At 71.0% G+C, this 24,696-nt stretch carries 23 protein-coding genes; 7 read left to right on the forward strand and 16 right to left on the reverse strand.

The genetic code is table 11. From position 1 onward, the window contains the following. Nucleotides 1-48: 48 nt before the first annotated feature. On the reverse strand, nt 49-1,644 hold the full coding sequence (locus IPH07_34010; protein MBK6922455.1) for a hypothetical protein: 1,596 nt from the start codon (nt 1,642-1,644) through the stop codon (nt 49-51). 139 nt (nt 1,645-1,783) lie between these two features. After that, nucleotides 1,784-2,650 (reverse strand): SUMF1/EgtB/PvdO family nonheme iron enzyme, encoded by an 867-nt coding sequence (locus IPH07_34015; GenBank protein ID MBK6922456.1) that lies wholly within the window; start codon nt 2,648-2,650, stop codon nt 1,784-1,786. A gap of 121 nt (nt 2,651-2,771) precedes the next feature. Between IPH07_34015 and IPH07_34020 the strand changes: the two genes are divergently transcribed. Continuing rightward, nucleotides 2,772-3,158 (forward strand): MAPEG family protein, encoded by a 387-nt coding sequence (locus IPH07_34020; protein MBK6922457.1) that lies wholly within the window; start codon nt 2,772-2,774, stop codon nt 3,156-3,158. A 34-nt stretch (nt 3,159-3,192) separates the two neighbouring features. Here the strand turns inward: IPH07_34020 and IPH07_34025 are convergent, their stop codons facing one another. From IPH07_34025 to IPH07_34035, 3 genes are all read right to left on the reverse strand, one after another. Beyond that, nucleotides 3,193-3,675, reverse strand: a complete 483-nt coding sequence (locus IPH07_34025) for a hypothetical protein (GenBank protein ID MBK6922458.1) — start codon at nt 3,673-3,675, stop codon at nt 3,193-3,195. A 194-nt stretch (nt 3,676-3,869) separates the two neighbouring features. Next, nucleotides 3,870-4,496, reverse strand: coding sequence for an RNA polymerase sigma factor (locus IPH07_34030; protein ID MBK6922459.1), 627 nt, complete (start codon nt 4,494-4,496; stop codon nt 3,870-3,872). 117 nt (nt 4,497-4,613) lie between these two features. Beyond that, nucleotides 4,614-5,372 carry a M50 family metallopeptidase gene (locus IPH07_34035; protein MBK6922460.1) on the reverse strand — a complete coding sequence of 253 codons (759 nt, stop codon included), beginning with the start codon at nt 5,370-5,372 and terminating at the stop codon, nt 4,614-4,616. 88 nt (nt 5,373-5,460) lie between these two features. Between IPH07_34035 and IPH07_34040 the strand changes: the two genes are divergently transcribed. Then, entirely contained in the window at nt 5,461-5,832 is a 372-nt protein-coding gene (locus IPH07_34040) for a hypothetical protein (protein ID MBK6922461.1), read from the forward strand. 19 nt (nt 5,833-5,851) lie between these two features. On the opposite strand, the gene IPH07_34045 is transcribed toward IPH07_34040, so the two are convergent. The 4 genes from IPH07_34045 to IPH07_34060 form a co-directional block, all read right to left on the reverse strand. Then, entirely contained in the window at nt 5,852-6,757 is a 906-nt protein-coding gene (locus tag IPH07_34045) for a hypothetical protein (protein MBK6922462.1), read from the reverse strand. Then, on the reverse strand, nt 6,757-8,133 hold the full coding sequence (locus IPH07_34050) for a hypothetical protein (protein ID MBK6922463.1): 1,377 nt from the start codon (nt 8,131-8,133) through the stop codon (nt 6,757-6,759). Before IPH07_34050 ends, IPH07_34045 begins: the two co-directional genes overlap by 1 nt. Nucleotides 8,134-8,210: 77 nt before the next feature. Next, the gene (locus tag IPH07_34055; protein MBK6922464.1) at nt 8,211-8,918 is read right to left on the reverse strand and encodes a Crp/Fnr family transcriptional regulator; all 708 of its coding nucleotides are present in this window, start codon (nt 8,916-8,918) and stop codon (nt 8,211-8,213) included. Between the two features lie 148 nt (nt 8,919-9,066). After that, on the reverse strand, nt 9,067-9,423 hold the full coding sequence (locus IPH07_34060; GenBank protein MBK6922465.1) for a DUF971 domain-containing protein: 357 nt from the start codon (nt 9,421-9,423) through the stop codon (nt 9,067-9,069). A 67-nt stretch (nt 9,424-9,490) separates the two neighbouring features. Between IPH07_34060 and IPH07_34065 the strand changes: the two genes are divergently transcribed. Continuing rightward, complete coding sequence (locus IPH07_34065; protein MBK6922466.1) at nt 9,491-9,850, forward strand: hypothetical protein; 360 nt, start codon at nt 9,491-9,493, stop codon at nt 9,848-9,850. A gap of 13 nt (nt 9,851-9,863) precedes the next feature. Here the strand turns inward: IPH07_34065 and IPH07_34070 are convergent, their stop codons facing one another. After that, entirely contained in the window at nt 9,864-10,733 is an 870-nt protein-coding gene (locus IPH07_34070; protein ID MBK6922467.1) for a hypothetical protein, read from the reverse strand. A gap of 133 nt (nt 10,734-10,866) precedes the next feature. On the opposite strand from IPH07_34070, the gene IPH07_34075 reads away from it, so the two are divergent. Next, a complete protein-coding gene (locus IPH07_34075; protein MBK6922468.1) occupies nt 10,867-11,301 on the forward strand; it encodes a hypothetical protein in 435 nt (144 codons plus the stop codon). A 7-nt stretch (nt 11,302-11,308) separates the two neighbouring features. Here the strand turns inward: IPH07_34075 and IPH07_34080 are convergent, their stop codons facing one another. Beyond that, entirely contained in the window at nt 11,309-12,499 is a 1,191-nt protein-coding gene (locus IPH07_34080; GenBank protein ID MBK6922469.1) for a PDZ domain-containing protein, read from the reverse strand. Nucleotides 12,500-12,543: 44 nt separating this feature from the next. On the opposite strand from IPH07_34080, the gene IPH07_34085 reads away from it, so the two are divergent. Continuing rightward, on the forward strand, nt 12,544-14,484 hold the full coding sequence (locus tag IPH07_34085) for a hypothetical protein (GenBank protein ID MBK6922470.1): 1,941 nt from the start codon (nt 12,544-12,546) through the stop codon (nt 14,482-14,484). 82 nt (nt 14,485-14,566) lie between these two features. Here IPH07_34085 and IPH07_34090 read toward each other — a convergent pair whose 3' ends face one another. Then, the gene (locus IPH07_34090) at nt 14,567-14,746 is read right to left on the reverse strand and encodes a hypothetical protein (GenBank protein ID MBK6922471.1); all 180 of its coding nucleotides are present in this window, start codon (nt 14,744-14,746) and stop codon (nt 14,567-14,569) included. A gap of 438 nt (nt 14,747-15,184) precedes the next feature. On the opposite strand from IPH07_34090, the gene IPH07_34095 reads away from it, so the two are divergent. Both IPH07_34095 and IPH07_34100 read left to right on the forward strand, forming a co-directional pair. Then, nucleotides 15,185-15,988, forward strand: coding sequence for a hypothetical protein (locus tag IPH07_34095; GenBank protein MBK6922472.1), 804 nt, complete (start codon nt 15,185-15,187; stop codon nt 15,986-15,988). Then, nucleotides 15,985-16,839, forward strand: a complete 855-nt coding sequence (locus IPH07_34100) for a hypothetical protein (GenBank protein ID MBK6922473.1) — start codon at nt 15,985-15,987, stop codon at nt 16,837-16,839. Before IPH07_34095 ends, IPH07_34100 begins: the two co-directional genes overlap by 4 nt. Nucleotides 16,840-16,843: 4 nt before the next feature. Here the strand turns inward: IPH07_34100 and IPH07_34105 are convergent, their stop codons facing one another. The 4 genes from IPH07_34105 to IPH07_34120 form a co-directional block, all read right to left on the reverse strand. Continuing rightward, nucleotides 16,844-18,934, reverse strand: coding sequence for a S9 family peptidase (locus IPH07_34105; protein ID MBK6922474.1), 2,091 nt, complete (start codon nt 18,932-18,934; stop codon nt 16,844-16,846). 328 nt (nt 18,935-19,262) lie between these two features. Next, entirely contained in the window at nt 19,263-21,086 is a 1,824-nt protein-coding gene (locus IPH07_34110) for a PQQ-binding-like beta-propeller repeat protein (protein MBK6922475.1), read from the reverse strand. Between the two features lie 157 nt (nt 21,087-21,243). Further along, nucleotides 21,244-22,878 (reverse strand): formate--tetrahydrofolate ligase, encoded by a 1,635-nt coding sequence (locus IPH07_34115; GenBank protein MBK6922476.1) that lies wholly within the window; start codon nt 22,876-22,878, stop codon nt 21,244-21,246. A gap of 103 nt (nt 22,879-22,981) precedes the next feature. Then, nucleotides 22,982-24,694 carry a carbohydrate-binding protein gene (locus IPH07_34120; GenBank protein MBK6922477.1) on the reverse strand — a complete coding sequence of 571 codons (1,713 nt, stop codon included), beginning with the start codon at nt 24,692-24,694 and terminating at the stop codon, nt 22,982-22,984. Nucleotides 24,695-24,696 lie beyond the last annotated feature (2 nt).

Here is a 24,696-nt window from a genome sequence, read left to right on the forward strand (position 1 = left end):
CGAGCGAAGACCCGCGCGGCGGCGCGTCGCTCCCCACGCGCGCGCGAGTCAGCGACCGGCGGTGCGCGGCGGCCGAGCAGTCGACGCAGCGACCTTCGGCACCGGACCCGTGACGTGCACGTCGAAGGCCTCGCCCTTGCGGGTCACCACCGCCTGGGTGGGTGCTCGCTGCGCCTGCAGGCCGAGCAGCGGCGCGAGCGACTGCACGCGGTCGAGCTGCGCGAGCGACTCGCCGTCGATGGCCACGGTCGCGGCCAGTAGGTGATCGGTGCTCTTGTTGCCCGGCGTGGCGCCCTTGGTCTGCTCGAGCCAGTCGGCCAGCGACTCCGCGGCGGTGGGTCCGATCGCGACGGCCACCGCGCCGGCGTGGGGACTGCCCGCGAACGCGACCCGCAGAGCGCCCTGCTCGTCGATCAGCGAGGCGAACTCGGGCGGCAGCAGCTTGCGTGCGTTGTCGACCGCGAGCACATGCACGTTCACGCCCGCAGCGGTGCTGCGGTTGCGCTTGAAGCGGAGCTTGGGCACCGAGACGCCGAACGTGCGCGCGAGATCGAGGTTGCCGAGCACCGCATCGATGAGCCCGATGACGGAGTTGCTCGCCCGTGCGGGGTCGTCGGCGCCGAGCGCCAGCACGATGTGATTGCGCGGCCCCAGACCCACCAGCACGCGGCCGTTCCAGCTGCGCAGCACGGTGTTGTAGCGCTTGAGCATGTCCTCGAGCACGCCCTTGACCAGGAAGTTCTGCTTGTTGACCTCGCGCGTCGCGGTCGAGATCAGGTCCTTCACCACGGTCTGGTACTTCGCGTAGCGCGACGACGCGCCGGCCACGATGCTCGGCGACGACAGCAGGCCAGTGAGCGCCCCCTCGGTGATCTCCGACAGGCCATCGATGGTGCCGTCACCCTCGGCGGTCACGCGGAAGTCGCCGATGTTCTCACCCTGCGCGACCACCCGGGCGAACGGGAACGTCGGCACAGCCTTGCGGATCTCCGCGCCGTCGATGGTCGCGAACACGCCGTGCTTGCCGTAGCCGTGGGCGAGCTCGCGGGCGGTCGCGAGGCCACGCTCGTCGCTCGCGAGCGCGAGCACGCCGTTGGCGGTGTCGAGCCACGCCAGCTTGGGCGGCACCAACGCGAGGCCAGCGGGCGCACCGGCGGGCGTGGTCGCGCCGCGCTGCAGATCGACCGCGCCGAACTTCCCGACCTTCGGACGACTGCCCAGCATCGAGGCGACCTCGGCCAGACGCACGCGCTCGATCGGCACCTGCACGATCAATTGTCCTTCGACGAGCGCCGCCGACCACGGCCTGGCGAGGTCGAAGCTGGGCACCAATGAGGCCTCGAACGGCAACCCCACCTGGGTCAGCAACGTGCGCAGCACGCCGCGTGGATCGACCCCGAGCCCGGTCGTCTGCCCCAGCGCCACCAACGCGGGGGCGGGCGCTGCGAGGTGGGCGGCGAACTGCGGCTTGGCCGGCAGTGCGTAGGGCCGCGGCATGCTTGCCGGCGGCTTGGCCTCGCGTCGCTTGCCCTCGGCGGTGCGCCGCTCCGGCGCCGCCGTGGTCTCGGCCCCATCGTGCTTGCACGCCGTCAGCGGCGAGAGTGCGAGAGCAGAACCGAGGAGCAGGCGTTGCCAGCGTCGCATGCGTGGAGTGGAACCTATCAGGAAGCGCGGGGGTCGGCACGTGCCGCGCAGTGGGCAGTGACGCCGCGCTCACACGCATGCTTCATGGTCCACGTGATCACGGCGACACGCGCTTGGTTTGCGCCAGCGTGCGCTCACGTCAAGGACGCGCGGTGGGATCGAGCACGCAGCGGAACCCGATCACGACGTGGCGCAGCGTAGGCGCGACCAAGCGCCGCGACGACGCGCGCGCGCGCCACGATGGGTCGCTCCATGCGGCGCCCTTCACGACCGCATGGCCGCGCTCGAAGCTCGCCGTCCACTCGGCGGCGTTGCCCGCGAGATCCTGCACACCGTGCGGGCCCGCGGTCGCTGGCCGCGCTCCGACCGGCTGCAAGTCACCCGCACCGCCCTCGCGGGTGTTGACCAGCGACGCGACGAAGCGGTCGCCCCACGGATACACGCGGGCATCGTCGCCACGGGCCGCTCGCTCCCACTGCGCCTCGGTCGGCAGCGAGCCGAAGCCGCGATGCTGCTCGCCCCACCACTCGCAGTAGGCCGCGGCCTCGGGTTGGCTCACCAACACGGCCGGTGCGTGCTCGCGCTCGCGACGAGGACGGCCCTGCACCCACGTGAACGTGCGCGGGTCGCCGCCCGGCAGCTCGTCGTCGAGCGCCTGCGTACGCGCCCACGTCTGCCGGTCGACCCATGGCTCCGCGGCACCGGTCGCGTAGACGTAGCGGGCGTACTCCTGCTGTGTCACCGGGTGCACCATCATGTGATAGGTGCCGATGCGCGCACGATGCCGTGCGAGCTCGCGTCGCACCGAGGTCGCGGCCGCCCGCGCATCGCCGCCGAGCTTCACGGCGTCGTCGATCGCCGCCGTGCGCTCGTCGAGCGAGGCTCCCATCGCGAACCATCCGCCCGCGATCGTGACGGTCTCGCTGGTGTCCACGCCGGCGTGGACGCAACCGCCGAGCGCCAGTGCGAGCAACCAGCCTGAGGGCGCCTGGATCGCGGTTGGCATCGTCTCGCGTCATCGTCCGCGCGGGCGAGGTGCTGCAGGTCGGGTGCGCGGCGGCGATGGCCCCAAAGTTGGGCCCCACGTGGATCGCGGCGGCCCGTCCTGATACGACTGTGCCCAGGCGATGACGACTCCGTTCTACTGCGTGTTGGTGGCGTGGGTGTTGATCTACCTGCCGAAGGTCGGCACCAGCATCGGCATGGCGCGGCAGCCCGGCGGCTACGACAACAAGCATCCTCGGGCCCAGCAAGCGCAACTGAGCGGGTGGCCGGCGCGCGCCCACGCGGCCCACCTCAACTCGTTCGAGACCTTCCCTGCCTTCGCCGCGGCGGTGATCGTCGCCCACCTCGCGGGCGCCGACCCCAGACGCGCGTCCCTGCTCTCGCTCACCTTCGTGATCACGCGCGCGCTGTACTTCGTCGCGTATGTTGCGAACGTCGACAAGCTGCGATCCACGCTCTGGGGGATCGGGATCCTCGCGACGTTCGGGCTGTTCGTGATCGGGGTCTGATCGCCGCGCGCCGAGGTGGACGTACTGCGCGCGGCTAGAACTCGATGCGCCAGGCGATCGCGAAGCCGCGCCCACGCGAGTAGGCACGAAGGCTGTGGCGCTGCCGCAGCCGACCGTCGCGCCAGATCCCGAGCACCGGCAGGCCGGCGGCGGCCACCGAGCCGAGGGCCGTGAGCGCCGAGGCGCCCGCACCCGGTCGCTGCAGCAACGTATCGCCGCGCATCTGCGCGAGGTCCAACACCAGCTGCTCGGCTCGCTCGCGGGCATCGGTCGGCTGCGTGTTGATCGAGTCACCCGCCATGAGCCATCGCGCCCACGTCAGCTCGCGGCCCAGGCGATTCTCCTGTCCGAGCCACGGCCGCAGCGTGCCAGGGGTCGCCGCGGCATCGGTGCGGAGCAACACCGCGCCGTCGGACGGCGGCTCGCCCTCGTCGGCGTGGGCCGGACGCCCGAGCATCGACGCCAGCGCGCAGCCGAGCCCGAGGGCCGCCGCGCGGTGGAGCCGAATCCCGGCCATGGGACGAGCGTGCGTCACGTCATATCAAGCTAACCGCAGCCGCACCCGCTTGGGAAGCCCGTCGATGACGCGACCGGCCGGTCGAGCGGCGGCGCGGGCGGCCAACCCACACCGAGGGGTCGCCCCTTTGGTGCTCGGCCGGATGGCGGCTCACACAATCGGCAGCGGCGGCCTCGCCGGCGCGCGATCCAGCACTACGCGGGCGAGCCGTCGTCGCGGCCGAAGTCTCGCTGGAGCGCAGCCGCCCAACGCTCCAGGTCGTCGACCGTGCTGCGAATCAGCTGATCGGAGACATGCATGCCCTCGATCCGGTCGCGCAGCATCTGTCGCGCGCGGAACAGGCGGCTCTTCACCGTGCCCGGCTGAACCCCGAGCACGGTCGCGATGTCGGCCACGCCCATGCCCTCCCAGTAGTGCAGCTCGACGCAGATCTGGAAGTCGATCGGAATGCTGCGCAGGCCCTTGAGCAGCAGCTTCTTCTCCTCGTGCAGCGCCCGCAACTGCGACGGCGTGCCCATGAGGTCCTCGACCGAGAACTCGAGGAAGTCCTCGAGCTTCCCGTGGGTGCGCTTGCTGCGGTACTGGTGGAACAGCAGGTGCCGCGCGATGCCCAGCAGGTACGCGCGGAAGGTGCCGTCCTTGATGCGATCGAAGCCCTCGAGGCTGGCCAGGAAGGTCCGTTGCGTGAGGTCGTCGACGTCGTTGTCGATCTTGCTGCGGAAGAAGCGATAGACGCTGCTGAAGTGGCGATCGATGAGCTCGTTGCCCGCCGCCTTGTCGCCGTCCTTCCAGCGCTTCAGCAGTTCGAAGTCGTCACTCAAGGTGAGTCCTAGCGTACGCCGTCGCGTCGCGCCGCACCACCCCAGCGCGCGCGCAGAGGCCAGCGCGCGCGCACGAGGCCAGGGCTCGCGCACGAGGCCGCCATGGCGGGGGACCGGCTACCGATGCAGCACTCGGGCGGGTTCTCGAAACGCACGCAGGAACCACAGCACACCCGCGGCGAGCACCGCCAACGAGAACAGCCCGCACACCAGCCCCCAGATCCAGTACGTGCCCCCGAGTGCCTGCGCGATCACGGCGGTGTCCGACGGCATGTTGCCGACCGCGGTCGCGGCGACGTCGGTGAAGAGGTAGTCGGCCCGCGAGAACACCGACAGCGCCAGCTGGGTCGCGAGGAACACCGCGCCCAGCTGGGCGGACGCCGCGTTGCCGCGCACCGCCAGCCACACGAGCACGCCAGCGACGACGGCAGTGAAGCCGATGCCGAAGCCGTTGCGCACGAACAACGCCAGCGCGAGCACCAGGCCGATCGCAGTGAGCCACAGGAACGCCCGCGCGCCGCGTCGCGAGCGACCCGAGGCGAACGCGATCGCGGCCACGATCGCAGGCCCGAGCAGTCCGCCCGCGGCGGTGATCGCATGGGTGACGGCGCCGCCCGAGCCGCTGTGACTCGCGACGCCGGAGCCGTCGGCATACATCACCAACGACTCGAAGCGCCCGCCGGTGAGCATCGCGGCGACGCCGTGCCCGAGCTCGTGGAACAGCGTCGACAGCAGCAACAGCGGGTAGGCCAGCAACGCGCCGAACGGAATCAGATACAGCGCGAGCGTGAGCACCACGCTCCACTTCAGGGCGGCGCGCGCACGGCGGCGCGCTGCCGCGTCCTCGAGCCAGTCGGACAATTGTCGCGATCCCATGCGCAGTGCTCCCCCCGAATTGCTGCACCCTCCAACGGCCCGGCGCAACCCGAGGTCTGCACGGGAATGCTGCTACACTCGCGCGCGTTTGGAACCCGCACGACGACGGACCCAGGCGACCGCCGCTGCATCGCGAACTTCCATCGCGATCGCGCTGGTCGTGGCACTCGCGTGGGCGTGCGGCAGCGTCGAGCCCGATGACGGCGGCGCGAGTCATGGTGGCGCGACCGCGGGCAGCGACGGCTCGGGCGCCGACAGCTCCGCAGGCTGCACACCAGGCGCAGAGGGCTGCGCATGCACGCCCGGTGGCGCATGCGACGGCGTGCTCACCTGCCTGTCGAACCTCTGCGTCGACGCCGGACCGATGTGCCCCGTCGGTGAAGAGGGCTGCCCCTGCACCCGGGGTGGCACGTGCGATCCCGGCCTGCAGTGCGTGTCGACGACCTGCGTCGCGCCGTGAAGGCGCACCGCCGCCCGCGTCAGGGAGCCGGTGCGACGGCGCCGTCGGGCGCTGCCTTCGTGGGCTGCACGGCCTCGGCACCACCGGTCGGCATCGCGAACTTCGTGCCGTCGACGGGCACGTTGAACTCGACCACCGTGAGCGTCTGCGTGGCCTTCGCGATGCTGATGTCCATCACTTGCTGGTAGGGCAGCTTGAAACCGTCGACCTCGCGATAGTCCTCGAGCTTGACCGACACCGGCGTGTCGCCCAGCGGCGAGGCCTGGCTGAACGCGTGGGCGACCTGCAGGCCGGACGCAGCATCGAAGCTGAGCGTGACCTTGGTGCCGCTCTTGGCCGCGAGCTCGACGTCGTAGACCTTCTTGCCGTCGAGGTCGCGCTCGCCGACCGTCTTCGCGGTCTCGAAGTAGCGCTGCCACTGGGCCGGCAGCGACGGGCTCGAGGCCCACGCCTGCTGCTCGGCCTCGACGCCGGTCAGCTTCCGCAGGCCGCTGATCGGGTCTTCGGACCAGCTGACGTCGCCCTGCTTGCCGGCGCGCACGGTGCCGATGCCGACCATGGTCTGCTCGCTGTAGAAGTCGCCGTTCTTCCACCACAGCTTCATGTCGCCCGTGATGTTCTGGCCGCTGACCGCCACCGTGCCCTCGAGGTGAAGGCTCTCGAGCGCGTCGACCTTGGCCTTGCCGCCCTGGGCCTCGACGGCCTTGGCGAGCAGCGTCTCGGCGCTCGGGAGCCCGGCCGCAGCGGCGTCACTGCCACCGGCCTCGGCCTTGCCACCGTCGGCCTTGTCGGTCGCAGCCTTGCCGCCGTCGGCCTTGGCGGCCGTCGCCTTGCCACCGTCGGTGGTGGCGTCCTTCTTGTCGTCGCAGCCGGCCGCGAACACGAAGCTCGCGAGCACGAAGGTCAGCAGCGCTGGGGCACGCATCAGTGGGTTTCTCCTGCGGGAGGGGTCGGAGCGGGGGTGGCCGTCGAGCCGCCCAGCGACGCCACCGCGGCGTCGAGGACCGGATCGTGGCCCGCGGCGAAATCGGCACGATGCTCGGGTACCACGACATCGGGCACCACGCCGACCCCCTCGACGAGCTCGCCCTTGGGCGAGCGGTAGTCGCCGACGACGTACTGCAGGATCGCGCCGCCCGGCAGCTCGTCGATCACCGACGGCAACGCGGCGCCGGCCGAGGGGCGCGCCCCGAACACCTTCACGCGATCGAGGTCGCGGAGGCCGGCCGCAAAGATCTCCGAGGTGCTCGCGGTGCCCTCGTCAACCAACAGCGCGATGGGGCCGGCGAACGCCAGCGGGTTGCCCTCGACGTTGAACTCCTGGGCGAAGTCGCGAAACTGCAGCTTGCCGAGGCTGCCGGGCGACTGCAGCAACATGCGTGCGACCGGCACGCTCATCGCACCGACGCCGCCAGGGTTGCCGCGCAGATCGAGCACCAACGCGGTCATGCCCTGGCTGCGCAGCTCGTTCATGCCGGTCTCGACGCGCTTGACCATCGGCAGCATCCACACGTTGAACGCGAGGTAGCCGACGGTGGTGCCCGGCACCATGCGGTGCTCGACGCGGGTCGGGATGTTCTCGAGGTTGCCGAGCGTCACGCGCTCGCCCTCGGGATCGGTGCAGGTCAGCACGCGCACGAGCTTGCGCTCGCTGCCGGGCTCCGCGACCTCGAGCTTCTTGGTCTGTCCCGGGCGCGCGCACGACAGCCGCGCCTCGGCGACGCGCGCGATCTCGAAGGCGAACGCCGACTCGCGCTCGGCGTGTCCGCGCACGCGCGTGATCGCGGCGCCGAAGTCCTGCCCGTCGATGGCCAGCAGCGCGGCCCCGGCCGCGACCGGTCCGAGGTGTCCGGTCGCGTGGCTCTCGACCACCACCAGGCTGTCGTCGACCCAACGCACGCGCAACGGTGGCGTCGCGGTGCCCTCGCGCTGGTCTTCGTCGGCCGCGCCGTCGGGCGGGAACAGCCGGAAGTGACTCTGCCCGAGCTCACCGAGCATCTCGTTGATGATCGCGTACGCGCGCGTGGCATCGTCGACACCGACGAGCCGCTGGGCGTACTGCAGGCGCAGCGCGGGCCAGTCCTTGCAGCCGAGCTTCGGGTCGTAGTGCTTCTCGAGCACCTTGAGCCACACCTGCTGCAACACCTCGACGAACTTGCCCTCCGGCAGCGGTGGCAGCGACGCGGGATCCAGCGTGGAGTAGTCGGTGCAGGCGGCCGGGTCGCGCACCGGGGCACCGCTGCGGTCCTTCTCGGCCGCGTGCGGATCGGCCGGCGCCGCGACGGCCGCCGGGGTCGACACCGGGCTCGACTCGCCGCACGCGGGCGCAGCGATCGCTGCACACCACCACCATCGAAGGTGCCCTCGACGACGCGCGATCATTCGTAGGTGACGCGCTCGAGCGCCGACAGATCCAACACGACGATCTCCTGGCGGCTCAGGTTCAGGATGCCGTTGCGCTGCATCCGGTTGAGCGCGCGCGAGATCTCCTCGCGGACGGTGCCCAGGCGCGCCGCGACGGTGTTCATGTCGAGCTGGCGCGGGATCACGGTCTGCTTGCCGGGCTCGGCCCCGTTGCGCACCGCGAGCGTGAAGAGGAACGAGGCCAGCCGACGCTCGACCGAACGCAGCGACAGGTCGAGCACGAGATCGATGAGGCGGTTGGCGCGGAAGGCCATGTGGCGCATCAGCGCGAACGCGAGCGCCTCGGATCGGGCGGTGAGCTTGACGACCGCGTCGGTCTCGAAGCGATACACCTCGGAGTCGGCCATCGCGAAGGCACTCGCGGCGCACTGCACGTCGCGGGGCAGAAAGCCCTCGCCGATCATCTTGCCGGGCTCCGCGAGGTAGAGGATCTGCTCGCGACCCTCGCTCGAGATCAGGCTCAGCTTGAACTCGCCCGACTTGACCAGGAACAAGCCCGGGCCGGGCTCACCGCGGCGGAACAACGAGCGCTTGCGCTTGACGTCGAGCAGCTCCGCGATCTGGTTCAGTTGTCCGAGCACGTCGTCGGGCACGCGGTCCCAACCTGCCCAACGCTTGAGCATCTTCGAGACCAGCTCGGCATCCGCGGCGTCGACAGCCATGCGCGGAGTGTAACCCCATGCGCACGCGCACGCGACACTTCTCACGCGCGATCGCGGGTCTTTCCTGCCCCTCGCAGGGCCCCGCCGCCACCGGGCGCCGGCGGCCCCGGGCCCTCGAGGCCGGCGCCTGTTGGGGGCACCCGCAACCCTACGCGGGGTCGGGCACGGGCTCGAAGCGCCCACCGCGAAAGCGGCCCCGCTTGGGGCCGAGCGGCTCGGCCTCGTGCGAGAGCTGCCGCAGCCAAGTCCACGCGTAGATGCCAGCGTCGTGACCGTCCGAGAAGCGGATGCCGAGCGCGTACGCGCCCATCTCGTAGAGTCCGACGGCGGCGATGTCCGGCGCCACCTCGAGCTGGCGGACGACGTCGCCGTGGCCCTGGCACTGCGCGCACGGGCACCAGCTGCGAAGGTAGGGGATCGCCAGCTCGCTGTGGCTGCCGTCGTCCCACGTCACCAGCAACGCGTTGCGTCCGATCGAGTGCGCGATGTCGGTCGGTGCGCCCATGGCCTCTCGCCGCACGAGACTACCACGCGCGCTTGAACGCGGAAGAGCCCCGCGCGACGATGCCGCGGTGCAGCGCCTGACCGTCCTCACCCTGGTGTCGTGCCTCGCGATCGCGTGCAGCCGCGAACCGACGCAGGCCGGCGAAGGCGGCGGCGAGGGCGGGGCCTCGACCGGCAACTTCGACGACGAGCTCGAGCAGAGCTGTCGACCGTGGTGCATGCACAACGCCGACTGCAACCCCGGCTCGACCGACCTCGAGACCTGCACCGCGTCGTGCGTCGAGATGAACTCGCACTACGAGGCGCAGGGCCCGGCGTGCCGCGATGCCGTCATCGCGCTGTACGACTGCCTGGCCGACGCCGCGTGCATGGACACCAGCGTGTGCCAGGGCGCCAGCAACGCCCGCACCGCGGCGTGTGGCGCGTAGGCCCACGCGCGCGTCAGCTGCCCATCGCCCGCAACACGCCGTCGAGGCGGTGACACAGCTCGACCGGCACCCACAGGCGCCGGCCCTGCGCGTCGCCGCGAAACGCCAGCCCACAGTGCTCGAGCTCGGTGCACGGCGTGGTCGGCTGTGCCGCGTCGCCGACCGCGAGCGCCAGGGTCGGCTGCGACAACACGGCTTCGATCGCACGCTCGTCGAGGCGATCGCGAACCAGCACCGCCAGCAGCTCGAGCGCCGCGGTCGACAGCGTCGCCACCAGGATCCCCAGCAGGTGATCGTCGCGCAGCACTCGCTCGACGTCGGCGGCGAGCAGCATGCGGGCCTCCGGATCGCCGTCGGCGCCCAACCGGCGCGACAGGCCCAAACGACGCGCGATGGCGCCGAGCGTGGCCTCGTCGGCGTCGCCGAGACCCGTCCGCAGCGAGCGTGGGCGCAGCTCGTTGGCCGCGGGGGCTTCGTCCTCGGGCGCGCGATGGGGATGAACGAGCGGTGCCGACAGCTCCGAGGGATCGACGCGGATCGCGAGCTCGAACGAACGCAGGCGCGCGCGCTCGTGGCCGTTGAGACCGGCCACCACCGCACGCACGACCGCGTGCAGCGCCCGCGTGGCCTCGAGCACACCGGCGTCCGGGGCCGCGGCGTCGTCACGCCCGAGATAGCGGGCGGTCACGGCATCGGCATGGGCCAGGCGCGACACCAACTCGCTGGGCCAGCTCGCGAACGCATGCCCGCTCGCCTGCAAGGCACGCAGGAACCGCGCGACGCTTCGCCGCGTCGCACGGACCTCGTCGACCGCCATGGTGGTCGGCGGCAGCTCGGGTTCGGACGCGACGAGCCGCAGATGATGGGTCGACTCGGAGCTCATGCTTGCTCTGCATCGCCGCACGAGCGCGGGTCCTTGAAGCCCGTGGCGCGCAGCCGTAGCCCGATCCCGGCCGCACGGAGCACCGCTTCGGCCGGAAATTTGTTCGGCCGCTGCCTACATGTAGGATAGTGGCATGGACCCCGAGAACCCCCGTTTTCACGGTCAGAAGAGCTTCCGCGTGCAGCCGCTCCCGCGCCCGGGCGGACCCCTCTTCGACCGTCGCAAGCGGCGGTCGAGCTCGACGGCGGTGGCGATCGAGCTCGCACTGACCAGCGCCGCGGCGCGGGCCAAGCTCGACGCGCTGCTGGTCGTCGACGACGACGGCATGCTGGTCGCACGCTCGCGGGGTTCGCTGGATCTCTCGATGCTCGCCGCAGTGACGCCCATCGTGGGCCGCGGGCAGGCCATCCCGCGCATCAAGCGGGACGGTCGCGCGCTCGATCTGAGCGTCGAGACCATCGAGATCGACGGTGAGCGCTTCTATGTCGCGGCGCTCGGCGGCCGCTACCTCGAGCGCAAGCGCGAGCTCGACTCCGGCGCGCTCGCGGCCCGCCGCATCCTCGCGTGAGCAACGGCTACGGAGCCCCGAGCGCCCGGATCGCCGCGGTGACGCCGACGTCCTTCTCGCCCACGACCGGCATGTCTCCGGTCAACGCGACCGCGACGTCGGGTGTCACGCCGCTGCCGTCGACCAGGCGATCGTCGGGCGAGTAGTAGCGCGCGATCGTGAAGGTCGCGACCGAGCCGTCGGGCAGGCCCATCACCTCCTGCACGGTGCCCTTGCCATAGCTGCGCTCACCGACGACGCGCGCACGCCCGCGATCTTGCAGCGCGGCCGCCAACAGCTCCGATGCCGACGCGCTGTGGCGGTCCTGCAGCACGACGATCGGCGTGGCGAGATCGGTGCCAGGGGCGTGTGCGGACTCCTCGCGCAGGATTCGCCCGCCACGTCCGCGGGTCCGCATCAACACCCCGTCGGCGACGAAGGTATCGGCGATGACCAGCGCCTCACCGACCTCGCCGCCGGGGTTGCCGCGCAGGTCGATCACGATGCCGGCGAGGTCCTTGCCGAGCGCGTGGCGTCGGGCCTCGATCGCGCGCTTGAACGCGTCGCCGCTCTCGGCCCCGAAGCGCCGCAGGACCACGTGCACGTAGCTGCGCCCAGCCTCGTCGCGCACGACCGCGGTCTCGAGCATCTTCGTGCTGGGGCGCGCCAGCACCAACTCGACCGCACGGGGGCCGTTGCCGTCGACGGGCTGGACCAACAACGCGACCTCGTCGCCGATCGCACCGACCAGCAGGAGCTCGGCCTCGCGCTGCGACGCGAGCGCGTCGACGGACTTGCCGGCGATCTCGACCACCGCATCGCCCGGGCGTAGGCCCTCGCGCGCCGCCGGGGAGTCGGGCGCCACCGCCAGCACCTCGAGGCGACGCGCTCGCGAAGCAGCTTCGGTGCGCATCGCGACTGCAAGCCCGGTCTCACCCGAGTGCTTGTGGCGGCGCAGCGCCTTGCGATCGGCGGCGCTCAGGAAGTGACTGTGGGGATCGAGCTCGCCCAACATCGCCGAAAGCCCCGCGGACAACAACGCGGCCTCGTCGACCGGCTCGTAGTAGCGGGAGAACACCGCCTCCACCGCCTGGTCGAAGCCCGCACGATCCAGCCGCGGCGCCGATGCAGCCCGCAGACCGGGCTCCAGCGCCGCAGTTGCGACCAGGGTGCACACCACACCGAGCGCAAACCCCACGGCGCCGATTCGACGCTTCATCCCAACCATCGTGGCGTATCCTCCGCGCGAGGTCAAAGCACCCCATGACACCCATCGAGAACATCCGCTCCGATCGTTCCATCGTCGCGCGTCCCCGCGGGCTCGCTCGCTTCGCGCCGCTCATGATGGTCGCGTCGCTGGCGATCGCGTGCAAGAAGGACGACGCCAAGCCCGCGGATGCCAAGGGCACCGAGAGCAAGGACGGCAAGGTCGCCGACGCCGACACCAAGGACGGCAAGGCACCCGACGCCAAGACGCCCGACGCCAAGGCGCCAACGCCGACGGGCGACGCGCCGGTGGTCGCGCCTTCGCTCACCCGCGGCGACGTGCTCGCGCACGTCATGTTCGCCAACCCGTCGGTGCTGCTCGGCGAGATCAAGACCCAGATCGTGCCCGAGTCGGCCGCGCAGTTCGTCGACGAGTCGTTCCTGCGCACGATGGGCGGCGGTGCGCTGGGCTCACGCAGCGCACTCGCGACCAACCTCGACCTCGCCAAGCCGATGGGCTGCGCGCTGGTCGACAGCACCACCACCAAGGCGCCGCTGGCCTGCGTGATCGGCTACACCGGTGGCTCGAAGCAGCTCGTCACCGACCTCGGTGAAGAGGGCAAGCAGACCGACGCGGGCTCGCACATCGCGAAGTACTCGGTGAACGGCCAGGACCTCTTCATCGACGACCTCGGCGGCGAGGTCATCGTCAGCAACGCCGACGAGCTGTTCGGCAAGGCCCGGAGCTACCTCGCGGACTCCATCATCGGGCGCGCCAGCGCCATGAAGACCGACGTCGAGATCGTCGCCTACCCGGCCGACCTCATGCGTCGCTACGACGCCGAGCTCCGTCCGGTGTTCGACGCCATGGCCAAGCCCCCGACGCTGCCGACCGGCGGCAGCGCGGGCGAGAAGTTCGCCGGCGCCATGGCCGAGTACGGCATGAAGTCGAACGAGCGCACGCTCAAGATGATGCAGGAGATGCAGCAGTTCTCGATGGCGATGTCGGTCGACGGCGCCGGCCTCGAGCTGACCTACGCGCTGCAGCCCACGCCCGGCACCGAGCTCGCGAAGCAGTACGAGATCACCTCCGCCGGCCCGGTCGATGCCGCGTTCGTGTCGTCGCTGCCGCGCTCGAGCTGGGGCGTGATGGGCTTCAACGCGCACATGTCCGAGGCGCTCGACACCGGCCCCGTGAAGGAGCTCCGCAGCGCGCTCGTGAAGGGCTATGCCGAGGCACTCGGCAAGGATGCCGCGCAGACCGAGGCCGCACTCGTCGAGTTCGCCAACGAGGCCCGCGCGACCTACTCCGGTCACTCCGCACTGGCACTCATGCAGGAGCCCGGTAGCGTCGGTGCGCTCGCGGCCGTGTTCGGCCTCAAGGACGGCGTCAACGCCCGCGAGGCCTGGAAGACCTGGTCGGGTGGATTCACCGTCGAGTCGTTGCTCGGCGCCGACGCGGCCAAGAAGGTCACGTGGAGCTTCCAGTTCGACGCCGCGAAGGTCGGCGAGGTCGCCGTCGATCGCTGGGTCATCGAGCCCACCGACGAGGTGAAGGCCGAGATGCGCAAGGACGGCGGCGCCAAGCTGGCCGAGTGGGAGACCAAGCTCGGCGGCCTCAAGCTCGTCGTCAACCGCGTCGAGCGCGATGGCAAGGTCGCGTGGATCATCGGCTCGGCCGCCGACGAGGCCTCGACCAAGGCGGTCGTGGACGCGATGGCGGGCAGCGCCTCGCTGGCCGGTGATCCGGGCCTCGACAGCGCGCTCGCACGCACGCCGGGCGCGTCGGCCATCATGGCCCTCAACGTCAAGGGCATGCTCGCGTGGATCGCCACGCTCGCGCCACCCGAGGAGGCCGCGAAGATCCCGACGGGCATCGGCAGCGATCTGAACGACGTGGTCATCACGACCACGTACTCGCCGTCGGGTCCGCAGGTCGGCGAGATCGCGTTCTCGCAGAAGCTGGTCGACGGCGTCCGCGCGCTGGCGAACAAGTAGCCCTCGCGTCGGGGCGACGACGGCGTCCATCACCGCCGTCGTCGCGCCCACGGGCGGCCGACGCAACCGCGTCGGCTCCGCCTCACGCTGCGCGCTTGACCGCCACCGGCACGGTGCCGCTGGCGTCGTCGAGCGACCGACGGGCCCTGTCGAACAACCGCGCCTCGCGGACGCGCTGCACCTCGTTCGCCATCGCCTCGGTCGTCACCGCATCGACGAAGCGCGACACGAAGGCGTAGTAGCGGATATTCGGAGCTTGCATGGTCGTTCCTCCCGTCCTGCCAAACCCAACGGAGCTCGGGTGCTGGCCTGACACCCGAACAACGAGTGCAGGCGCCGTACCATATCGAGGCACGTCCGATCGCGGTCCGGTGTTCCCGTCGATCGTCCCAGGGCGGGCCGCAGGGGTCGCGGCGGGGACCGTGGCCGATCGCCCGAAACGCGGCGCGACGGCCCGTGCTTTCGCGTAGTTCGGTCGGTCCGGTGCGATCCCCGAGCGGACGGGAACGGACCCGCGCGTGTCGAAGTTGTGGCCCCGCCCGCCAGATTGCCGACGGTGCAGCGTCGGAGTTCCATCATGCGACACGTGGACGAGCCGCACACTGGTCGAATCGCGCGCAGCTGCGAGGCCTGCGGCGCGGTGGTGTCGCTGCCGGCGGAGCGGATCGCAGACCAATGTCCTTGGTGCGGATCGCGGCTCGTGGATGCCAGTGCCGCGGCCCACATCGATGCGGTGTGCCCCTTCGTCGTGTCCGAGCGGGCGGCGACGACACGGCTGCGCGAGCACGTCGCGGACGCGTTCTGGGCGCCCCGGGAGCTGCGGCAGCTGGCCCGCAGCGGGCAGCTGCGACCCGAGGCCCTGCGCGGTGTGCTGGTGCCGTACTACGCGTTCGATGGCGTGACACAGTCGCGTTGGCAGGCCCGCATCGGGATCGATTGGTGGCGCACCGAGATGGTCCGCGACGAGCAGGGCCGGGCCCGCAAGCGACGGGTGCGTGAGACCGAGTGGCACGAGCTGCGGGGCACCGCAGTGGGTGAGTTCGTGGCGCAGCTGCAGTGCGGCTCGACCGCGCTGCGCGAGCACGAGATCGCGGGCCTGGGCCGTTTCGATCTCGGCACCGCGGTGGCCTTCGATCCGCGCGTGCTCGCCGGCTTCGCGGCCGAGCTGCCGGCGCTGCGGGCCGACGAGGTCGCCCACGCGGCGGTGACGGCCGCACGCGCCGCCGCCACGCGCCGCATCGAGACCGAGGTGCTCCCGGGCGAGCATCCGAGCCTCACATCGATTGCGACCGAGGTGCGCTTCGCCGCGCCCAAGCTCGCGCTGGTCCCGGTGTGGATCGCGAGCTATCGCCACCGCGGCCGCACGCATCGACTGCTGGTGCACGGCCAGTGCGGGCGCTGCGTCGGCCGGCCGCCAATCGATCGTGGCAAGGTGACGATCGCCGCGATGACGATCGCCGTGGTGGTGGTGGCGTGGCTGTGGCTGGCGGGGGTGTGGTCGTGATCGTCGTGCGTTGCGATGCATGCGGCGGCACGGTGACGTTCGATGCCGATCACGCGCGGGCACAGTGCCGCTTCTGCGCCGCGGTCGCGCTGGTCCCGGTGCCGCTCGACCGCCCACCGCCGCCGCCGCGTGAGGTCATCCCCTTCGCGATCGACGAGGCGCTGGCCCGGGAGCGCTTCGCGACGTGGACCCGCAGCTCGTGGTGGCATGCGCGGGACCTCGGCGCGGCGGTGGTGCAGCTGCGACCGCTGTGGTTGCCGGCGTGGCGGGCCCGTGCCGAGGTCGAGCTGCACTGGGCTGGCTTGGTGCGCGCCGACACCCGCAGCGGCCGACGCCCGCGCAGCGGCATCGATCGAGCGCCCGCGCAGGCCTTGGTGCCGGCCTCGCTGGGCATCTCGCAGCGCGAGCTCGACGCGCTCGGCGGCTTCTCGACCCGTCGGCGTCCGTGGCTCGACGACGACGCCGAGATCACGCGGGAGCTGCCCAATCTCAGCGAGGCGGGTGCGCGGGCGCAGATCCAACGGGCGCTGCAGGCTGAGCGGCTGCGCGAGGTCGCGGCACGCGAACACCTGCACGATGCAGGCGCGACCGCACGCCTGCACGGCGTGGCGCTCGAGCTCGATGCACTGCCGATCTACATCGGCGCGTTCGCGTACCGCGGTCGGCCCTGGCGCATCGTCGTGCACGGCGAGTCCGGTCGCCTGGTCGGACGCGCACCGCTCGACCGTGTGAAGGTCACGATCGCGGTGGTGCTGGCCGCGATCGTGGCGCTCGCGGTGGCGCTGTGGCTCGAGCGGCGCGAGCCCGGCCCGCCCACGCCGAGCCCCGCGTCGGCGTCCGACCGCCGCTGACGCGTCAGTCCTCGACGCCGAGCTCGCGCATCAGGAACGAGAAGGTGTCGACGGACTGCGCGATCTCCTTCTTGGTCATGTCCGCGCCGCCGTGCCCCGAGTTCTCCTCGATCCGCAGCAACACTGGCTTGGACGAGACCGCCTGCATCGCGCCGACGAACTTGCGCGCGTGCATCGGATCGACGCGGTCGTCACTGTCGGCCGACAGCATCAGCAGCGACGGATAGGCGGTGTCCTTCGCGACGTGGTGGTACGGCGAATACGCGAACAAGGTCTCGAACTGCTTCGGGTCCTCGGCCGAGCCGTACTCGCTGATCCACGTGCGGCCGGCGCCGAAGCGGTGGTAGCGGACCATGTCGAGCAGCGGCACCGCACAGACCACGGCGCCGAACAGCTCGGGGTGCTGCGTCATCGCGGCGCCGACCAGCAGGCCGCCGTTGCTGCCACCCATGATGGCGAGCTTGTCGGGCCGCGTGATGTCGTTGTCGATCAGCCACTTCGCGGCGCCGGCAAAGTCGTCGAAGACGTTCTGCTTGTGCTCGCCCATGCCGGCGCGGTGCCACGCCTCGCCGAACTCGCCGCCGCCGCGGAGGTTCGCGACCACGTACACGCCGCCCCGTTCGAGCCACAGCACCGCGCGCGAGCTGAAGCCGGGCTCGAGGCTGACGTTGAACCCGCCATAGCCGGTGAGCAGCGTGGGGTTGTCGCCGCGACGCTCCATGTCCTTGCGATGGACGACGAACATCGGGACCTTGGTGCCGTCCTTCGACTGGAACCACACCTGCTCGGTGACGAACTTCGAGGTGTCGACCGGCAGCTCGATCTTCTGCCACAGCTCGGTCTTGCCGCTCGCAATCGAGGTTCGATAGATCTGCGGCACCTCGGTGAACGAGCTGAAGTAGTAGTAGGCATCGTCTTCGTCGGGCTCGCCGAGCATGCCCGACGCACTGCCCAGACCCGGCAGCTCGACCTTGCGCACCAGCTTGCCGTCGAGCGTGCGGACCTCGAGCTCGGAGTGGGCGTCCCGCAGGTACGACAACACGAGATGGCCGCCGATGATCTGCATGCCGTCGAGCACCGCATCGCTCTCGGGCACCAGCTCCTGCCAGTCCGCGCGCGCGGGCTTGGCCGGATCGACCCGCATCACGCGGTACCGCTGCGCGCCGTCGTTGGTGTAGACGTAGAACTTGTCCTTCCACGCCCCCGCGCCGTAGACGGCCGGCTGGTCCTTCACCAGCGGCTTGAACTCGGGCGCCGCACGACGCTTGGGATCCGGCTTCCCGCGCTTGCCGTGCAGATCGGCGACGTACACGTCGGTCGCGGCCCAGCCCCGCTGATGCGTGACGAACAACCACCGGCCGTCGCGTGAGACGCTCGCGTTCACGAACCGCGTGGGATCGTGGGCCGCGGGGTAAACCACCGGGTCTTTGCTGGGGTCGCTGCCGAGCGCGTGGAAGCGGACCTCCGCGTGGCCCGGCAGCTGCTCGACCGGGATGCTCGGATCGGTCGGGAGGTTGACGTAGTAGAAGCCCGAGTCGTCGGGCAACCACGCGGCGTAGGCATAGCGCGCGCCCTCGATGGTGTCGGTCGGCATCTCGGCGCCGGTGTCGAGATCGCGCACGTACATCGTCGAGGCGTCGGCGTTGTTGCGCGACAGCTTGTAGGCGAGGTAGCGACCGCTGCGGCTGGGCATGATGCCGTGCACCGACACGCTGCCGTCGGGGCTGAGCGTGTTCGGGTCCATCAGGACCTCCTCCTTGCCCTGCTCGCCCTTGCGGACGTAGTAGATGTCCTTCTCCTTGTCGCGATGGCTGCGGGTGTAGAAGTACCGCTCGCCGCGGCGGGTGGGCGGCGACACCGAGTCGATGTACGACAGCTCCGCGAGGCGCTTCTCGAGCTCCGCGCGCCCGGGCAACGCCTCGAGCCGCGCGCGCGCGTGGGCGTCCTGCGCCTTCATCCAGGCCTTCACCTCGGCGTTGGCGACGTCCTCGAGCCAGCGATAGGGATCGGCGACCTCGCGCCCATGGATGGTGTCGACCACATCCTCCCGGCGGGTCGGTGGGACGCCGGGGGTGGCGCCATCGGTGCTCGTCATCTTGCCTCCGCCACCGCCGGCGACCTCGGGTTCGGTCGTCGCGGTCTCGCGGCAAGCGGCCAGCGCGAGGACGAACAGGGGAACGCGGGACCAGCGATGCATCGCGGCGGATGGTAGCAGCCCCCGTGGAGGTCTCGCGGCGGAACGGATGAACGGCATGATCCGGCTTCGATCCCCGGCGCCCCCTCGCAGGTTTCGCCGCATCCGCGAGTGCCCATGCGTGGACAATCACACCGCGACGGCGACCCCATCGAGGCCAACCACCGCCGGCCTTCGAGGACGTCGCCGGGGCGCCGCACGCTTCATCGTGGGCTCGCGCGCGCGCGCTCTACTGCCCGGCCCTGCGCGCCAGGTGCTCCGGCACCATCGCCTGCGCAGGCGTGAGCACCTCGCCGGCGTAGTGATAGCCATCGTGCTCGGCGTCGGCGTAGTACGTCGAGCCATCGTCGGCGACGTAGAACAGCATCTTGCCACCGTCGTCGGAGGTGTCGAATGCCGGGAAGTCGGCGGTGATGGACTCGCGGGTGCCGTCGGGCGCGAGATAGTCGATCGTGGTCGAGAACGCCGTCTGCGCGCGGGCGCCGAAGGTGTGGCCGACCATCAGCCAGCCATCGTAGCTGGCGCCGGGATAGTCGTAGGTGGAGCCGGTCGCACCGAGCAGATGCACCGCCTTGCAGTTGTTCCACGCGGCGCTGGACTGGGCGCAGAAGTACTGCGTGCGATCGACCGCACCGTCGCGTCGCACTGCAGTGACGTCGCGCAGGCGCAGGGGCGCCTCGGCGTCGGCGCAGCGTAGACGCCCGAAGAACATCTCCTCTGCGCCGTTGCTCGGGCCGAACTCCGAGTTCCCGCGCCAGCCGCCCATCACGTAGACCTCGTCGTCCTCGTTGACCGCGACGTCGCCGAGCGTCGCGTAGCCCGGGCCCGTGGCGATCGGAACCAGCCCGGTGGCGATGCCGGCCGCGTCGAAGTACGCCAACGCGACGTCCCAGCTCCCGGCGGAGACCCGCGAGAACGGGCCCGAGGCGGTCTCGGCGTCGAAGACCATGCCGACGATCACGTCACCCTGGCCGTCGACGTCGAGCGAGTGCACGAACTCGTCGGAGCTGCCACCCAGCGACCACGCGCGCAGCGGCTCACCCTGCTCGGACCAGGCGGCGACGAAGAGGTCGTGGGCCCCGGCGGCGACGAGGTCGTGGCCCGCGACCACGGCATTGCCGGCGAAGCGGCCGGCCGCGAGCACCTCGCCGGTCGGCGAAGCCGCGACGTGATAGACGGGTGGGTCGACGCTCGCGTCGCCCGCGGCCCACAGCACGCGGCCGTCGTCGGGATCGAGGCGCGCCACGGTCGCGTGCCCGGTCGCAGTGGCGATGTTGCCACCGGCGACCAGCGTGCCGTCGCTGGCGATGCGCAGGTCGTAGATCACGGTGTCACTCGCGCGCCGCCATCGCACCTCGCCCGCGGCGTCGAGCTGCACCAACTCGGTGTCGCGAGGCGACCCGAGCCGCTGCACCGCAACGGTGGTGTTGCCGAGCGCATCGACGACCATTGCCGTGGCGTAGTCCGAGCTGGTGTTGGTCCCGAGCACGCGCGTCCACAGCACGTTGCCGTCGAGATCGAGGGCTCCGAGGAAGACGTCGCCGAGCGCGGCGGGCTGGCCCTGTACCGGCGGCAGCGCGTAGGTCTCGACGCCGTCGATCGCCGCGCCGACATTGATCGTGCTCGCGATCGCGATCACGCCGCCGCCCTGGGCGAGCGCCTCGAAGCCATTCATGTTGCCGTCGATGAGGGTCTTGGCCCAGACGAAGTTGCCGGATCGATCGAGCCGGGTGATGGCCGCTGGGTAGATCGACTGCGGGTGGCTCGGCAGGCGGATGTCGCCGAACACGGCGTCGCGCCCGAAGCCGACCACGCGGGTGAAGGCCGCGATCCCGCCGTCGGGCAGCGCTGCGCTCGCGACGGCGTTCTCGACACGCACCTGGAACGGCAGGTCGCTGCCGGCGTGGCGGTTCCAGCTCCGCACCGGCACGCACGCCGCCTCGTCGACGCGATCGCCCTGCGCCGTGGGCCCTAGATCGCGTGTGCCTTCGTCGAGGGCACATGCAGACGCCAGTGCGAGCATCGACGCCAGCACGGCGATCGAGGTCCCCATCCACGCGCCCGCTTGCCCATGCGATCCACTGCACCCGTTCATACCCTCCACCTTTCGCGATGCCCAACGGTGCATCGCCCTCGGTAGGGGTCTGTAACGCTCGGCCGAGGTTGGTTCGGTCGGCCCGGTCGGTCGTGCTGGGGCGCGCGGGCCGGCCTCAGGTGAGCCCGACGATGGTGCCGTCCTTCAGGTCGATCTTGCCGGCCTGCGGGATCTTCGGCAGCCCCGGCATGCGCATGATCTCGCCGGTCAACACGACCACGAAGCCGGCGCCGGCGTTGAGCTGCAGGCCGCGCACGGTGATCTCGAAGTCCCGTGGTCGCCCACGCAGCTTGGGATCGTCCGACAGCGAGTTCTGCGTCTTGGCGACGCAGATCGGCAGGTTGCCGTAGCCCAGGCGCTCGATCTCCGCGAGATCGCGCTCCGCGGTCTTGGTCAACACCACACCCTTGGCGCCGTAGACAGCACGGGCAACGGCCTCGATCTTGGCGGGGATCGGCGCCTCGAGCGGGTAGAGCGGCTCGAACGGCCGCGAACCCTTCGCCACCGCCTCGACCACCTTCGCCGCCAGCTCGGTCGCGCCCTGCGGGCCCTTGCCGAAGTGCTCGCACACCGCCACGCCCACGCCTCGCTTGGCGCAGGCCTCGACGACCACCGCGAATTCTTCGTCGGTGTCGCTCGCGAAACGATTGAGCGCGACCACGGCCTGCTTGCCGAAGCGCGCGACGCTGTCGAGGTGCTGCTCGAGGTTGGGCAGGCCGGCCGCCACGGCGGCGGGGTTCGGCGTGTTGAGGGCATCGAGCGCGACACCGCCATGCATCTTGAGCGCGCGCACGGTCGCGACCAGCACCACCGCGTCGGGATCGAGACCTGCGGTGCGGCACTTGATGTCGAAGAACTTCTCGGCGCCGAGGTCGAAGCCGAAGCCGGCCTCGGTCACCACCCAGTCGGCCAGCTGCAGGCCCGCACGGGTCGCGATCACGCTGTTGCAGCCGTGCGCGATGTTGGCGAAGGGCCCGCCGTGCACGATCGCGGGCGTGCCGTGCTGGGTCTGCACGAGGTTCGGCAAGAGCGCGTCGCGCAGCAGCGCCAGCATCGCTCCCGTCACGCCGACCGCCCCTGCGGTGACCGGCGCCTTGCTGCGCGTGAAGCCGACCAGCGTGCGATCGATGCGGCGCCGGAGATCGTCGGCGTCGTCGGCCAGGCACAGCATCGCCATCAGCTCGGAGGCCGCGGTGATGTCGAAGCCGGCCTCGCGCGGCATGCCGTTGCTCTCGCCGCCGAGCCCGACCAGCGTGTTGCGCAGGCTGCGGTCGTTCATGTCGATGACGCGGCGCCACGTCACCCGTCGCGGGTCGAGCCCGAGATCGGTGCCGAAGTGCACGTGGTTGTCGATCGCCGCCGCCAACAGGTTGTGCGCGCTGGTGATGGCGTGGAAGTCACCGTTGAAGTGGAGATTGATGTCGTCGGACGGCGACAGGCGGCTCTCGCCACCGCCGGTGCCGCCGCCCTTGATGCCGAAGCAGGGCCCCAGCGACGGCTCGCGCAGCACCACCGCGGTGTCGTGTCCCAGCAGGGTCAGCGCGTCGGACAGCCCGATCGAGGTGGTGGTCTTGCCCTCGCCGGCCGGCGTCGGTGTGATGGCCGAGACCAGGATCAGCTTGGCCTTGCCGCTGCGCGTGCGGCCGCGGGTGAGCACGCTGCGATCGAGCTTGGCCTTGTCGCGACCGAAGGGGATCAGATCGTCGGTGGAGAGTCCGAGCTTCGCGGCGATCTCGTGCATCGGCTTCATGGCGGGCCGAAGCGTACCGCGGCCGTGGTGGCCGCGCCAAAGCGGAGCCGACGCGGCCGCGCGCGCAGCCGCGGGCCCGAACGTGACGGGCGCGCGGATTCCCCTACGGCAGCCCGATGCCGTCGTAGGCCGAGCCCGGGGTCGCGCGCAGATCGTCGGGCGCCGCGGGCACGAGCGCCCACGAGGCCGGGTGATCGGGCGGGGTCTCGTTGGTGTTGCTCGCGAGCGCGCGGTACATCGTGCCGTCGTACATCACGAGCTCGCCGGGCTCGTACTGCCGCGGCGGATCGCCGGGCGACAGCGGCGAGCTCGCGACCCACGACTCGAGCGCGAGCACGGGCGCATCGTCGGGATAGCCGCTGTCGACGAACGTGATCGGTGCGACCGCGGCGTTGACGTTGCCCGACTCGGTCGGCGTGCTGCCGCCACCGCTGAACAGCGCGAGCTCGCCCTCCCAGGTGTTGTCGGTGAAGTCGATCGCGTCGACGATCTCCGCGGCGATGCGAAACGCACTGGTCGGCGCGGTCGCGGCAGGATCGAGCTCGTCGAAGGTGAAGTCGAGCCCCCGCAGGGTGTTGCGCACGAACGAGAAGCTCGAGCCGTCGTCGCTGCTGCCACCGATGTAGACCGCGAGGTTGCGCACCTCGGCGATGTGGTTGTCGGTGAAGCTGACGTGGCGGGGACCGTCGCCCGCCTGCGGCGCGCTCCAGAAGCTGACCAGCGTGCCGGCGGCGCCGAGGAACACGTTGTCGTGGATGTCGATCGTGCCCGCGCGCGTGGAGATCTGCGCGTTGTTGTCCTGGAACGAGCCGAGGCCGTTGTCGCGCCAGTGCAGGCCCGCGAAGGCCATGACGTTGTGGTGGATCTCGGTGCCGTCGCCCAGGTCCTGCACCTGCAGCGCCTCGTTGCCGGTCCGCACCAGGCGATTGCGATAGACCTGCAGGCCCGGCATCGGGTTCGACGGCGGCGCGCCGGTCCAGCCGAAGTAGTAGCCCTCGGCGGCGGTGTCGTGGACGTAGGTGTCGTGGACGCTCACGTCCGCCATGGGGAACTCGGGGTCACCCTCGGCACGGCTGTTGAGCAGGCGGATGCCGGCGAAGCCCGAGCGCTCGACCTCGATGAACTCGATCTCGAACGCAGTCGCGTCGCCGACCGCGAGCCCCATGTGCAGGTACTGCCGCATCGCGTAGTCGTCGTCGCTCCAGAAGCCGTAGCGCCCGCGCGCGTTGGCGTAGTCGCCGCAGCGGTGGCCCGGCGCGTCCTCGGAGCCGGTCTGGGCCTCGGGGTCGTAGCGACCGGTGAGGATCCAGTGCGAGCCACCGCCCATCGACCACAGGTAGTTCGCACCCGCGTCGGGCGGGCCGATGCGTACCTGGCCGTCTTGGTTGGTGATGACGAGCGGATCGTCGGCGGTGCGCTCGGGCAGGTTGCCCAGCTGCAGCTGCGTGTAGCTGCCGCCGGGAATGTAGAGCCGATCGACGTCGCTCCAGTCGACCTCGGGAAACGCGGCCTGCACGTCGGCATACGCGATCGCTTGTCCCTCCACCGCCGGCAGCGTGAAGCTCGTGGTCGGCGGCGCAAAGGCGCCGAAGGGCTCGCAGGGATCGGTGCCGGTGTCGCTGGTGTCGTCGCCGGTGCCGCTGCTGTCGGCGGGCGGCACGAAGGTGTCACCGGTGAGCGTCGGCGCGGTCGCCTCGGCGGTCAGTGCGGTGTCGACATCGGCGTCGGTGCCATCGGTGCCGCCTTCGGTCGCACCGCCACCCGTGGTCGGGATGCTGCAGGCTGCGGTACCGAGCGCAACGAGCAGGTTGGCCATGC

It is taken from the genome of Deltaproteobacteria bacterium (assembly GCA_016709225.1).
Taxonomy (GTDB): domain Bacteria; phylum Myxococcota_A; class Polyangia; order Nannocystales; family Nannocystaceae; genus Xiheibacterium; species Xiheibacterium phototrophicum.